The sequence below is a fragment of the Candidatus Binataceae bacterium genome (assembly GCA_035508495.1).
In the GTDB taxonomy this organism is placed as follows: Bacteria; Desulfobacterota; Binatia; order Binatales; family Binataceae; genus JASHPB01.
This window is the reverse complement of sequence record DATJMX010000072.1, coordinates 36,066-49,330: the sequence shown is the minus strand read 5'-3', so window position 1 is coordinate 49,330 and position 13,265 is coordinate 36,066. Positions and strand designations below refer to the sequence as shown.

The 13,265-nt window shown below is 63.2% G+C and carries 13 protein-coding genes; 3 read left to right on the top strand and 10 right to left on the bottom strand.

Going from position 1 to position 13,265, the window contains the following annotated elements; genetic code table 11:
* Positions 1 to 170: 170 nt before the first annotated feature.
* Complete coding sequence (locus tag VMA09_21065) at positions 171 to 1,142, top strand: asparaginase (GenBank protein ID HUA36114.1); 972 nt, start codon at positions 171 to 173, stop codon at positions 1,140 to 1,142.
* Between the two features lie 86 nt (positions 1,143 to 1,228).
* Here VMA09_21065 and VMA09_21060 read toward each other — a convergent pair whose 3' ends face one another.
* From VMA09_21060 to VMA09_21015, 10 genes are all read right to left on the bottom strand, one after another.
* Positions 1,229 to 1,876 carry a glutathione S-transferase family protein gene (locus VMA09_21060; protein HUA36113.1) on the bottom strand — a complete coding sequence of 216 codons (648 nt, stop codon included), beginning with the start codon at positions 1,874 to 1,876 and terminating at the stop codon, positions 1,229 to 1,231.
* Positions 1,877 to 1,959: 83 nt separating this feature from the next.
* Positions 1,960 to 2,676 (bottom strand): VOC family protein, encoded by a 717-nt coding sequence (locus VMA09_21055; GenBank protein HUA36112.1) that lies wholly within the window; start codon positions 2,674 to 2,676, stop codon positions 1,960 to 1,962.
* A gap of 38 nt (positions 2,677 to 2,714) precedes the next feature.
* A complete protein-coding gene (locus tag VMA09_21050; protein HUA36111.1) occupies positions 2,715 to 3,437 on the bottom strand; it encodes a (Fe-S)-binding protein in 723 nt (240 codons plus the stop codon).
* Positions 3,430 to 4,122 carry a lactate utilization protein gene (locus tag VMA09_21045; GenBank protein ID HUA36110.1) on the bottom strand — a complete coding sequence of 231 codons (693 nt, stop codon included), beginning with the start codon at positions 4,120 to 4,122 and terminating at the stop codon, positions 3,430 to 3,432. Before VMA09_21045 ends, VMA09_21050 begins: the two co-directional genes overlap by 8 nt.
* Positions 4,123 to 4,129: 7 nt before the next feature.
* On the bottom strand, positions 4,130 to 5,548 hold the full coding sequence (locus VMA09_21040) for a LutB/LldF family L-lactate oxidation iron-sulfur protein (protein HUA36109.1): 1,419 nt from the start codon (positions 5,546 to 5,548) through the stop codon (positions 4,130 to 4,132).
* A gap of 15 nt (positions 5,549 to 5,563) precedes the next feature.
* Entirely contained in the window at positions 5,564 to 6,388 is an 825-nt protein-coding gene (locus VMA09_21035) for a tetratricopeptide repeat protein (protein ID HUA36108.1), read from the bottom strand.
* Positions 6,389 to 6,483: 95 nt separating this feature from the next.
* The gene (locus VMA09_21030; GenBank protein ID HUA36107.1) at positions 6,484 to 8,991 is read right to left on the bottom strand and encodes a cation-translocating P-type ATPase; all 2,508 of its coding nucleotides are present in this window, start codon (positions 8,989 to 8,991) and stop codon (positions 6,484 to 6,486) included.
* 62 nt (positions 8,992 to 9,053) lie between these two features.
* Positions 9,054 to 9,596 (bottom strand): hypothetical protein, encoded by a 543-nt coding sequence (locus VMA09_21025; GenBank protein HUA36106.1) that lies wholly within the window; start codon positions 9,594 to 9,596, stop codon positions 9,054 to 9,056.
* Between the two features lie 10 nt (positions 9,597 to 9,606).
* The gene (locus tag VMA09_21020) at positions 9,607 to 10,020 is read right to left on the bottom strand and encodes a CBS domain-containing protein (GenBank protein ID HUA36105.1); all 414 of its coding nucleotides are present in this window, start codon (positions 10,018 to 10,020) and stop codon (positions 9,607 to 9,609) included.
* A gap of 44 nt (positions 10,021 to 10,064) precedes the next feature.
* Complete coding sequence (locus VMA09_21015) at positions 10,065 to 10,610, bottom strand: CBS domain-containing protein (GenBank protein HUA36104.1); 546 nt, start codon at positions 10,608 to 10,610, stop codon at positions 10,065 to 10,067.
* Between the two features lie 169 nt (positions 10,611 to 10,779).
* Here VMA09_21015 and VMA09_21010 point away from each other — a divergent pair, with 169 nt between their 5' ends.
* Positions 10,780 to 11,607, top strand: a complete 828-nt coding sequence (locus VMA09_21010) for a universal stress protein (protein ID HUA36103.1) — start codon at positions 10,780 to 10,782, stop codon at positions 11,605 to 11,607.
* An 11-nt stretch (positions 11,608 to 11,618) separates the two neighbouring features.
* Positions 11,619 to 13,250: an AAA family ATPase gene (locus VMA09_21005; protein HUA36102.1), complete on the top strand. Its 1,632-nt coding sequence runs from the start codon at positions 11,619 to 11,621 to the stop codon at positions 13,248 to 13,250.
* Positions 13,251 to 13,265: the final 15 nt, after the last annotated feature.

The window sequence follows — 13,265 nt, the reverse complement described above, 5'->3', positions numbered from 1 at the left end:
ACCGTGCGCGCTCCGAGAACGACAGTCCGGACGACCTCGGCGCTTCGATCTTCTTCGAAGGCGCGTGTTCGGCTGATCTTTGCTTTTTGGTTCTGGCAGCCAAGTCAGGCTAAATCATGCCTTATCATGGGTTCGAGAGAAATATTTTTGGTCGTTCGGACGCGATCGCAATGAGTGTCGCCACAATAGCGCTAATCACCACCGGAGGCACGATCTCGACGCTCGATTCCGGCCACGGCGCGATCCCGCATTGGGGTGGCCGCGAGCTGCTGCATCATCTCGGCGAGCGGCGCACGGAAGTGTCAGCCAAAGTCATCGACCTCGAGAAGATTGCCGGCGCCGCGATGACGCCGGAGCGAATGGCCGTGCTTTCCCGCACCATCGCATCGGAGCTGCGCCGTCCGGGAATCGCCGGTGCGGTCGTCACGCACGGCACCGACACGCTCGAGGAGAGCGCCTACTTCTGCCATCTGACGATCGCGAGTCCGAAGCCCGTGGTGTTCACGGGTGCGATGCGCACCGGGTCGGAGATTTCGTGGGACGGCCCGCGCAACCTGCTCGATGCGATCAAAGTTGCTCGATGGCCGCGGGCACGCGAGCTTGGCACGCTCGTCGTGCTGAACGAGGAAATCCATTCCGCGCGGTTCGTTACCAAGAGTAACGGCCTCGTGCTTGGCGCCTTTCGATCACCGGCAGGCGGTCCGCTCGGCCGCATCTACATGAATGAGCCGTGGTTGTTCGTAGTCCCCGCGAACCCGAGGCAAATCGTGCGGCCCAAGCCCGAGCCCAACGTCGCGCTGGTCGCGGCAATGATCGCTGATACGGCGTCATTGCACGAAGCGCTTGCGCGGCCGGGGCTCAGGGGCCTGGTGATCGCAGGCTTTGGCAGCGGACGCGTACCTCCGGACTGGATCGATGAGATCAAGCGCGCGATCGAAGGCGGCCTGCCGATCGTGCTCGCGTCGAGAACCGGGGGCGGCGCGGTCGACGATCCCTATGCCGGCGGCGCTCACTACTTGCGCTCCCTCGGCGCGATCGCGGCGCACGAGATCGTTCCGCAAAAGGCGCGTCTCAAGTTGATGCTCGCGCTCGGCAACGGACTGCGCGGCAAGCGGCTGAAAGAATTTATCGAAAACGGCTGACTGTCGCCGAGTCGTCAGAAAAATCGCCGGACTTCCCTTCCAGCGAAGAAGAAAAGTCCGGCGATCGAAAGTTGTGGCGCAGTCTCTTACTTGACGCCGAAGGCTGCCTTCTCTTTGTCGATAATGCCCTTGAAGCTCGGGCGATTATGAATCCGCTCAACGTATGCGGCGAGCTTCGGCCAGCGCTTCGCATCAACACTGCATCCGGCGAACTGGAAATTCACGAAGATCGTCGCCACGCCGATATCGGCGATCGTGAAGCGGTTCGCGACCAGGTAATCCTTACCTTCGAGTTCTTTTTCGAGGTAGTCGAACAGCGGCGGTACTTCTTCGTTGAGCGCCTTCTGCACCGCGGCCTCGTCGGTCGGCTGATTCATGAAGCGCGGACCGATGACACGCGCGAAGAAGATCTTGCTGCCGAGCACCGGCGCCAGGCCGCCGTCACCATACTCCTCGAACCACAGAGCGCGCGCATAGTCATACGCATCGCTCGGGTAGAGCGGAGGCTCGGGATGCGTGCGCTCGAGGTACGCGAGGATTACTGACGAATCCGCGAGCGTGCGATCGCCATCGCGAAACGCGGGAATTTTTCCGAGTGGGCTGATCTTGCGATATTCGGGATTGGGCCCGAACGGAACCACCGGGTCATGATCGTAGGCGATTCCTTTCTCAGTCAACGCCACGATTGCTTTGCGGACGAACGGCGATCCCAGCGCTCCATAAAGGGTTGGCATAGCGACTCTCCTCGAGTGGGCTTGTGACTAGTCCATGAGATACGAGCCTTCGGCACCCGAGGCAATGGCCGATTTGAGGCCCACTACTTCGGTAGCGGGCCGGTCAGCGAGGCGCGCTGGGAGATCTCGATAAAGTTGCCGTCGGGATCGCGGATGAACGAGATCCGCGCGACGTCGCCGAGCGTCATCGGCGCCGAGCCTTCCCAAACGCCCTTCGCCATGAAGCCGCGATGCTCGACGTCGCAGTCGCGTACCTGGATCGTGATGTAGCGCATCCCAACCGCGCGCATCGACGCGAGCACGTCGGCTGCCGACGCGGCTGAGGCCTTGTCCGCGCGGACGGCATTCGTGTCGTGGGCAAAGCTGATAATCGTCTCGCCGATCTTGAATCGTCCCGCGCCGAGCTTCTCACCGCCCAGCGCGTCGCCGTAGAAACGCTCGAACGCATCTGGGTCGGTCACACCAAGATGCACTTCGATCTGATTAATGCCGCGCTGTCCGCTCGGCACGAGCTCGATCGCGTTGGCATCGGGGTCTGCGAGCTGAATGGGCATCGGCGTGCGCGGGTCGGAAATCGTGAGCTTCGAATAACCGCCGAGACGGCGTGGCGGAAGTGGATCGCGGGAATGATTGATCTTCAGCACCGAGCCGAGCAGACCAAAGCGATGCTGCTTTGTGCCGCCGCCGAGCGGCAGGATTTCCTCGAAAGGCAGCCTGATTCGCTCGGAGTAAAACTCGCGCATCGCCTCAAGGTTGCTCGTGAAAAGTCCGACATCAACAAATCGCTTGGCCAGGTTCATCGCTTGTTCCTCGCGCTCGAAAAATCAACTTCCTGTTATTAGCGGCTCGCGAGGATTTGCGCCAAGTGGCGCGTCTCCACGGGTGAGCCTTGGCGATGCAGCCCGCCTGCTATCTGCATCAGGCATCCGCAGTCGTTGGCGACCAGCACCTCGGCGCCGCTTTCGGTGATCGTCGTCATCTTGTCCTCAAGCATCGCGCCCGAGATCGGGGGGAACTTGACCGAGAACATCCCGCCGAAGCCGCAGCACTCTTCGCGATTTTTGAGCTCGACGAGGCGGATGCCGTTGACGGCGCTGAGCAATTGCATCGGCTGGTCGCGCACGCCCAGCTCGCGCATCAGGTGACATGATGGATGGTAGGCGACGCTGCGCTCGAATCGCGCGCCGACGTATTTCACCTTCAGCACGTCGACCAGGAACTGCGAGAACTCAAAGACCCATGGCCGGATCGCATGCGCCTTCGCGAGCAGGTCGGCATCGCCGGCGAGCAAGTCGCCGTAGAAAATCCTGATCATGCTCGAGCACGATCCCGACGGCAGCACGATTGGGATTCCCGGCTCGCACGAGTCGAGGAAGCGGCGCGCTAGAGCCTTCGCTTCTTCGCGAAAACCCTCGTTGAACGCAACCTGACCGCAGCAGAACGCGCGCTTGAGTGGCCGCACGCGCAGCCGCAGGCGCTCGAGCACGGTTACGGCGGCATCGTTGACCTCGGGAAAGAACTCTTCGCCGAGGCATGTCGAAAAAAGCTGAACCTCAGTCATCGTGTGGCCACGCGATTATCACGGCCAGCGACTTCGGCCCGTGGATTCCCAGCACGATGCGCTTTTCAATGTCCGCGGTGCGGCTCGGTCCCGTGACCATTGTCATGCGAGTCGTGGCGATGGCTTCGGGAGCCATCACGGCGAACAGTGCGGCGAGGTTCGGCACGATTTTATCAACCTGCACGATAACGAGACTCGCGGGCGGCACGAGCGTCAGCGAGTTCGGCCGCGCCGGTGCCGAGGTCATCACCAGCGTGCCCGTCAATGAGATCGCAAAGTCAGCCTCGGCGATTCCGAGGTCAGCACCGAAGATCTGCGAACGTGCCGCGGCGCGCTGATCCTCTTTCACCTTCGCCGCCTTGACGAGAGTGCATCCTGAACGTTCGAGCGCGCTCGCGATCGGCTTCATGTCCGTCGCAACGCCGTCGCCATAGGCGATCGTGCGCGCGCCGAGCTCAGTCGCATACGACGCGATACGCGCACCAATCTGCTTCGGCGCGATCGTGCCGAGAAACCTGCCGCCCACCGCTTCGAGCTCGCGCGCGAAACTGCTAACGAGCTCCGCTCGCTCGGCCGACGGCGTGGACGGCATCGGCGCAGGCATGGGATGCGGATGGGCACCGTTGCCCGGCGTCGTTTCGAGCGCGTCCTTCACGCTCGCAAGAATTTTGTGAATGGAAGACATCGCAGGATCAGCCGTCGTCGCGAGCGGGACGCGCGCGCCGGCGCGGCCGCGGGCGCGGGAAGTCGCGCAGCCGTGTCCAGTTGGAGAACGGCGCCGGCATTCTCCTGATCCATCCTGCGCGCGCAAACGGCCGCAGCATGAACGCGCCGAGCTTGCTGAAAAACCGCATCGTCCGCGGATGCCGCGCCATTCGCGCGAATCTCCGCGCCCCGCTGCGCGCGCGGCCGAGCGGCCCCGGCCACTTGAGCGGGCGATTCGCCTCGGTCTCTTTCCATCTCAGATGAAGCAGGATTCGCGGGATATCGATCTTCACCGGGCACACGTCGCGGCACGCGCCACAAAGCGTCGACGCAAACGGCAGGTAGCCCGCGGCGCTGCCAAAAAGATTCGGGCTCACGATCGATCCGATCGGTCCCGGATACGTCGATTGATACGCGTGGCCGCCGATGCGCCGATAGACCGGGCACACGTTAAGGCACGCGCCGCAGCGGATACAGTTGAGCGCCTCGCGCAGCACCGGATCGGCGAGCATGCTGCTGCGCCCGTGATCGAGAATCACCACGTGCATCTCGCGCGGGCCGTCGAGCTCGCCATCGCGGCGCGGTCCGGTGATGAAGCTGGTGTACGTCGTCAGCTTCTGGCCGGTCGCCGTGCGCGCGAGGATCTCGAGGAAGTGACTCACGTCGGTCATCCGCGGAATCACTTTCTCGATTCCCATCACGGCGACGAACGTGTCGGGCAGCGTGCTCGAGAGCCGGCCGTTGCCTTCGTTCTCGACAACCACGATCGTACCGGTTTCGGCGATCGCGAAGTTCGCGCCGGTAATCCCGAGATCGGCTGACAAAAAAATCTCGCGCAGCTTGTCGCGCGCCGCGAGCGTGAGCTTCTCCGGCTCGTCGGTATATGGGAACGCGAGCTTGTCCTCGAACAGATGGCCGATGTCTTCTTTGGAAAGATGAATCGCGGGCGTGATGATATGCGACGGGCCTTCGCCGCGAAGCTGCACGATATATTCGCCGAGATCGGTTTCGACGACTTCCATCCCGGCCGCTGTGAGAGCCGGATTGAGCTCGATCTCCTCGGTCGTCATCGACTTGCCCTTGACGATGCGCTTGGCCTCGATGCGCCTGGCGAGATCGACGATATAGTCGCGGGCCTGCTCAGCGGTCTCGGCGAAGAAAACTTTGCATCCGCGCTTTTCGAGATTTGTCGTGAGCTCGATCAGGAGTTCGTCGAGCCGCGAGATCGCATCCTGTTTGATTTGCCGCGCCGCGTCGCGCTCGGCCTCGTAGGGGGCGAACTCGGCGCGCACGTGCGCGAAGTGATCGAGATGACGCGCGCTCGCGCTCTCGAGCTTGCGATGGAGTTCGGTGTCGGCGATTGCCGCGCCGGCGGCGTCGAAGAAACTCTTGGGCGTGGCGGCCATCGCGGCGTTTGCGCGTCAGTTGATAAGCGAGATCTGCCGCACCAGGCGCATCACCGCCTCGCGCGCGGTATCGGCCGCCGGATGCTCGGGCGCCTGTGACAGGAAGCTTTGATAATCGTCGAGCGACGCCTTGAAGCATTCGAGGCGCTCGTAGAGCGCGGCGCGCTCGGCGAGTTCGTCGAGCGATCGCGGATCGAGCAGCAGGATGCGATCGAGCGCGGCCAGCGCGCGCGTCCAATCCGAGGCGCCCGCGTAGATGCCCTTCAGGTTGCGCAGCATCCGCGCCAGGATATGGCGGCTGCCGACGGCCTTGATCATCGCGGGCACCAGCTCTACAGGCTGACCATAGATCTGCGTGAGGCGTGCGCGAATTTCCTCGAGGTCGAGAATCTTGCCGCCGACGAAGGGATCGATAATCAGCTCGCCGCGATCGTCGACGGCCTTCACCAGGAAATGCGTCGGGAACGAGATGCCATAAAGGTTGATGCCTAGGCGGCGGCCGACTTCGAGGTAGAGCACGGAGAGCGTGATCGGAATTCCGCGCCGGCGATCGAGCACCTCGTTCATAAACGAGTTGCGCGGGTCGCTGTACTCGTCGCGATTGCCCTCAAAGCCGCGCAGCTCGAACAGGAAATGTGACAGGAGTTGGACGCGCTCAACGGTATCGGCGCCAGCGCGCACGATCGGCTCGGCCTCGCGCGCGAGCGTCGCAAAGCGATCGATATACGCGTCGATATCGAGGTTGGGGTATTCCTCCTTGGCGATCAACAGCGCGCCGCGGGCCAGAGGCACCGGTTCGCGCGCCGCGATCATCTCGAACTCTCGGCGGGCATCATTCATACAGTCGCTATCCCCATCTAGTCTTAACCGCCGCCGTTCCTTTGACAAGCGCCGTGAGCAGAAGATTGTGCGATGCGGCTTTTGAGCACTTCTCCCTAGCGCCCTGGCGCGCGCCAGAGGACTGCTGCGATCGCGGCGACGAGCGCTACTCCGATATCGCGCACGCTGATCGGACTGACGAGGAGCATCGCCGCCAGTGGCTTGATTCCGATGAACGTCGGGAGGCTCAACGCCGCCAGCGCCATCACGATCCAGAACTGAGCGCGGCGTGGTAGCTCGATGCTCGTCCATGGCTGCGCGCCTGCGTATTCTGCCCAGACCATGGCGAGGCTGCCCGCTATCGCTACGACCATCGCAACTGTCCGCGCGTAGTTGTGCCCTTGCGGGAGTCGATATGCGAACAGCGCGACTGCGGCGCCTGCGAGTATCAATCCCGAGATCGCTGAACGGAGCGCGGCGCCGCGGCTGACGATTGGCGCCTTCGGATCGCGCGGTGGATCGCTCATCACGTCGTGGGCTGGACTCTCGCCCTCGAATGCCAGCGCCGATACCGGATGCACGATCAGTTCGAGCCACACGAGACTGACCGGCACGAGCAGCATCGGCAAACCGGCGAGCGGAGCTGCGAGCGCCATCGCCACCAGCATCACCTTGAATCCGATCAGGTAAAGGAACGCGCGCTGGATATTCGCGTAGATCTGGCGGCCTTCGCGAATCGTCGCAACCATCGCCGAGAAGTCGTCCTCGAGCAGCACCAGGCCAGCCACCGCGCGCGCCGCCTCCGTCGCGCGCCGGCCCATGCTGACGGCGATATCGGCGCGGCGCATCGCGGGCGTATCGTTGACGCCGTCGCCGGTCATCGCGACAACTTCGCCGCCGCGAATCAGCGCATCGACGATGGCGAACTTCTGCTCGGGCATCACGCGCGCGAAGATACTGCATCGCCGGACCGCCGCATCGAAGCTTGGCGCATCAAGGTTAGTCAGCTCGGGTCCCGTGATGATGCCAGATTCATTGGAATGGATGATTCCCGCTTCGTCAGCGACGGCATGCGCGGTCAGCGCGTGATCGCCGGTGATCAGCTTGAGCGTGATTCCCGCGCGCTGACTTTCTGCTACCGCCACGGGCACCTGCGGTCGCATCGGATCGCGAAAGCCAAGCAGTCCATAGAGCCGCAGGCCGCGCTCGTCGTCGGCGCGGACTCCTGACAGCGCAGCCGCTCCAGGAGCCGTCATCCGCCCCGCGACGACAAGAATTCGCATCCCAGTTCGCGCCATTTCGGCATGCAGCTCCTGCGCGCGTTCACGTTCCGCAACGGTCAGCGCGCAATGCTCGAGGATGCCTTCGAGCGCGCCCTTGGCGACGATTCGATCGCGCGACCCGTCGCGCGCCCGCCAGACGTGCGACATATGCTTGCCGACGAGGTCGAAAGGATGGTCGTAGATGAGCTGCCATCGCGAATGGATCGAGGCTACATCGACGTGATGCTCGGCGCAGTGCGCCACGATCGTCCGCTCGATCGAATCCGCGGGGTCTGGCTCGCATGCGAGGACGGCAGCTTCGAGCAGGTCATCTTCGCCGATTCCATCCTCGAGCGGGCGATGCTCACTCAGAACGAAATCGCCGGCCGTCAGTGTGCCGGTCTTGTCGAGGCAGATGACGGTTGTCGCGCCCAGGCTCTCGACACTCGCAAGGCGCTTCACCAGCACGCCGAGACGGCCGAGCCGCCATGCGCCGAGGCTCAGGAAGATTGTCAATACGAGCAGGAACTCTTCGCTCACCGCCGACATCGCGAGACTCAGCGCGAAGAGCAGGGCGTGCGCGGAATCGGCGCCGCGCATGCGCCACAGGATGAAGAGCCATGAGGAGGCGATTACCGCGCCCACGACGAGCGATCTCACAAATGCCGCCGTCTTGATTTGTAATGGAGTGAGACGCGTCTCCGCCTCAGCGACCATCGCCGCGATCGCGCCGTAGCGCGTATGCGCTCCCGTCGCGGTGACTTCCGCCCATCCGCGACCCGACACCGCACGCGAGCCCGTGTAAACTCGCGAGGCCTCGCTCACGACGCCCGCATCGGCGTCGCGCGCGATCGCTTCCTTCGCGACGGGCTCGGCTTCTCCCGTCAGTTGCGATTCGTCGAGTGCCAGATGCGCCGCGCTGCGCAGGACGCCATCGGCATGCGCCACGCCGCCTTCGCGCACCAGCATCAGATCGCCGCGGACGATCGACCGGGACGGGATTTCGCGTTCAACGCCGTCGCGCATCACGGTCGCAAGCGGAGCGACGACCGCGGCAAGTTTTTCCAGCGCCGTTCGCGATCGATGTTCGAGAACGACGTCAACGGCGAGCACGGGAACGATCGCGCCGAGCAGCACGAGCGCATCGGTCTTTTCGCCGAGCGCGTGATAGACGATCGCGGCGGCAGCGAGCATCAGCGCCATCGGATCCGCCAGCACGGCGAGGCGATCTTTGAGGCGCGAAAGCGACGGCTCGCATCCGAGTTCGTTGGGACCGAAAGTGCGAAGCCGAGCCTCAGCCTCGGCGGAGGTGAGCCCCGTGGTCGCCGAGGCGCCACCCTCAAGATGAAGTGCGCTGCTCACGCGATCATTAGCGGTGGCGCGCCGGTCATATGCAAATAATCCCGGCGCGGGCCGGGCTGCGATCAGCGCGGCGCGCGTGCCTCGTGTTGCCAGGTCGTGGTCAGCGTGCCTTCATCGTCCCACACGAAGCGGGCGCGGCCGCCAAAGGCCTTTTCGAGTTCGCGCCCGATGCGATGGGCGAGTTTCTGCGAGGTCGTCAGCACTTCGAGCGCTTTGCCGTCCCATTCCTGCGAGACGATTTTGCGCTCAGGCTGAGTGGCGGTCGCGCGCTTTTCGACGTTGGTGATTCGCGCGCTGATGCGGTCGAGATTCTTGCCCGCGAACGCGCCGCGAATCAGCACGCGGCCGTAATATTCGTCGCCGCCCTTGACCTGCTCGCATGCGGGACAAGTCGTATATGTCGCCGCAGTCAATAATTCCGATGTCAGGCGGCGTCCGCCGCGCCAGGTCTTCGCGGTGTAAACCGCGCCGCATCGATCGCAAATCGAGGGATCCTTGACCGCGGCCTTGCGCACCACGGGCGGGCTCATATCGGCGCGCGTACCGCGGCGATTTAACGCCCGCACCATGCCCTTGTTGGTTGGTCTGGAATTCGGTCCCTTCATGATCAGCTCACTAAGTTGCCTTCTGGTTGTTGAGTTCGATGAACGCGTCGAGGATGTCGCTGCGGGTTATGATTCCAACCAGCGCGCCGCCATCGACAATCGGCACGCCGCCGATACGCTCGCGGCGCATCATCCGCGCGGCTTCGACGACGGTGTCCGCCGAGCCTAGAGTCAGGACGTTGGTGGTCATGATGGCCTCGATCGGGATCTTGTTGGCCTGCGGCGCATCATGATGACTATGCGACGCATCCGAGGTTGCCGTCTCGACCACGTTACGCGCGTCGCGCAGGTCGCGGTCAGTGACGATCCCGACCAGCTTGCGATTCTGTACCACGGGCAGTTGATTGATGCGATGCTCCTCGATGAGGGAGCGAGCGTGCGCGACTGTGTCTTGCGGTTTCACGGTGTGGACGTGAGTCTTCATTTTCTTTTCGATATGCATGGTACGGTCTTCCCCTTTTAAGTTCGTCAGCCGTTCATGATCTCGCGCGTCGATTGCACGACGGTCAGAAACGCCCTGAGCAAGTCGCTGGTGGTGACGATGCCGACCAGTTTGCCTTCCGCCACGATCGGAATTCCGCCGATCTTATGCTGGAGCATCAGCTGCGCCGCGGTCTCGACGGTGTCGTGAGGCGAAAGCGTGATGAGTTCGCTGCGCATCGCGCCGGTCACCTTGGTCGATTGGAGATAACCACTGTGTTCGCGCACGTCGCGCTCGGTCAGAATGCCGACCAGGGTGCCGCCCTCGACCACCGGCACGCGGCGAAAGCGTCCCGCGTTCATGATCGACATGGCGTGCTCAAGGGTATCCTTGGGGCTGGCAGTGATAGGATCTGATGTCATCAAATTGGCTAATTGCATTGTTCTTCTCCCGCAGCGATTTGCAGGAGCAATTCGCTTGCCATGGTCTTTGCTCGTCCACAGCTGCGGGTAGCGGGCGGTTGCGGCAAAATTTCGTCCTTGCCCGATAGCCGTCGAGTTTTCCCGCGACCGTTCGCAGCAGAGGGCGGGCATTGTGTGGTTCCTTTGGATACACTCGAACAAGTCCGCGTTTGCGGTCGATTTGAAAATTCGAGAGCTTTTGACGAGTCAATCACTGCCCGGATAGCAACCGATCCAGGCCCGCGGACGGGCTGGCATGGCACTCGCTACAGGCCCAGCCAGCATCACAAGGAGAGCTCCGATGTCATTCCCATATCGTAAGATCCTTTGTCCGGTGGACTTCGATGATAACTCGATGTGCGCCCTCGAAACCGCCGCGAGCATGGCCCGCGAGCACGATGGCACGGTCTTCGTTCTCCACGTGGTGCCGATGCTGATCCCGCCCACCGGAATGCCGATCTACGTCGATCTCTACAAGGGGCAGGAGCAGACCGCGAAGGAGAAGCTCCAGGAGGTCGCGCGCAAACGCCTGGCGGGCCTCAAGTACGATCTCATCACGCGCGTCGGCGAGCCGGCGCAGGAGATCCTCCGATGCCAGCGCAAGGTGGACGCGGATCTCGTCATCATGGCGACCCACGGGCGCCGCGGCTTCTCGCGGTTCTTCCTGGGCAGCGTCGCAGAGCTGGTGCTGCGCGAGGCCCCGTGTCCGGTTCTCACGGTGAAGTACACGCCCGCGCAGAAAAACATCGTCAGTAGCTGGATGACGCACAATCCCGTGACGGCATCGAGCGACGAAAAACTTTCCAGCGTGCAGCAGAAGATGCACGAGGGCGGATTCCGGTGCGTTCCGATTATCAAGCAGGGCCTCGTGGTCGGAATCGTCACCGATCGCGATATCCGCCAGCACTACGGCTTCCTCGAACACACCGAGGCCGACAAGGCTATGTCCGAAGGTCTAATTACGATCCGGCCCGACACGGATATCGATGACGCGGCGCGCCTGCTGCGCGAGCGCAAGATCGGCGCGCTGCCGGTCGTCGATGAAGGCGGCACCCTCGTTGGTGTGATTACGACAACTGACATCCTGCACGCACTGGCCGGCGAGGAGCCGCAGGAATCGAAAGCCTGAGTTCAAAGGTTATGACAACGCAAGCGCGGCAGGCTTCCGCGGCTGCGCACGCCGCGCGCCTGCCGAATCTCGTGCGTGCGATGCTGCAGCCCGGGTTCTATCCTGACCAGCCGGCCACGGTTGACCTGCGGCAGACGCACATTTCGATCGTGTTCCTGGCGGGAGACTTCGTTTACAAAATCAAGAAGCCGGTACGCTTCGCGTTCCTTGACGCATCGAAGCTCGAGCGCAGATTCGAATTCTGCCGTGACGAGGTGCGCCTGAACTCGCGTCTCGCACGAGGCATCTACCTCGGCGTCGTTCCAATCTTTCGCCGCGCCAATTCGTATGCGCTCGGCCCGGTCTGCGAAGCTCCTGTTGAAGAAGCGGTCGAGTATGCCGTCAAGATGCGCCGGCTCGACGACGTGGCGATGCTCGATCGGCGTCTTAACGCGGGCACCGTGACCGCATCGACGATTCGCGCGATCGCCAAGCGCCTCGCGGAGTTTCACGCATCCTGCTCGCGCGACAAGAGCTGGCAATACGGCTCGGCGGCCGCTGTCTGGCGCACGATTATCGGCAATCTCGAAGAGAGCGAAAGTTTCGCTAGCGCGGGAATCGACCGCGCACTGTTCGAGAAAGTCGAGAATTTCTGCCGGCGCTCGATTCGCGTGCTGTGGGAGACGATCAATGAGCGCGCTCGCACGGGCCGCGCGCCCGAGGGCCATGGCGACCTGCGCTGCGAGCACGTTTGCCTCGAAGAGGGGCGGATCGAGGTTATCGATTGCGTCGAGTTCAGCGAAGCGCTGCGCTACGGCGACGTTGCACTCGACGTTGCGTTCCTCGCGATGGACCTGGAGCGGCTTGGCGTGCAAGAGCTGGCGCGCGAATTCGTTCGCGCATATATCGCGGTCTCCGGCGACGAAGAGCTCGCCACCGTGATGCCGCTATACAAGTGTCATCGCGCACTCGTTCGCGCCAAGGTCGCGGCGCTCAAGAGCGAGGAACCCGAAATCGAAGGTGCGGAACGCGAGCGCGCCCGCCGCGCTATGCATGAATACTTCGCGCTCGCTGCAGGTTACGCCGACCAAGCGGCGCCGGCGCTGGTCGTTGTCTGCGGACGCTCGGGTACGGGCAAATCGACGATCGCGCGCGCATTGCGCGAGCGCACCGGCTTTGCGGTCATCAACTCTGATCGCGTGCGCAAGAAGATCGCGGGCCTTGCCCCCGATGTCCACGCGCGGGCCGCCTACGGCGAAGGAATCTATTCCGCGCGCTCGACACATGCGACGTACGAGACGATGCTGCACGAGGCCGAATCGGCGCTCACCGCAGGGCGCGGCGCGATCCTCGATGCTACGTACAGGGATCGCGCGGAACGCCGCAGCGTACTCGAGCTCGCGCGGCGAAGCGGCACGATACTACTGTTGGTCGAATGCCGCGCCGACAAGGACGAAGTTCTGCGGCGTCTCTCGGAGCGTGAATCGCGCAAGAGCGAGGTCTCCGACGCCACCGCCGAGATTTATCTGCAGCAGGAATCCGAGTTCATGCCGCTCAGTGAAATTCCCGAGCGCAACCTCCTCGTCGCCGACTCGACGCGTGGCCCCGATACGATTGCCGATCAGATTTTGTCCCGGCTCGCGGAACTCCGCGCCGCCGGTTGATCGCAAAAGGGGGAT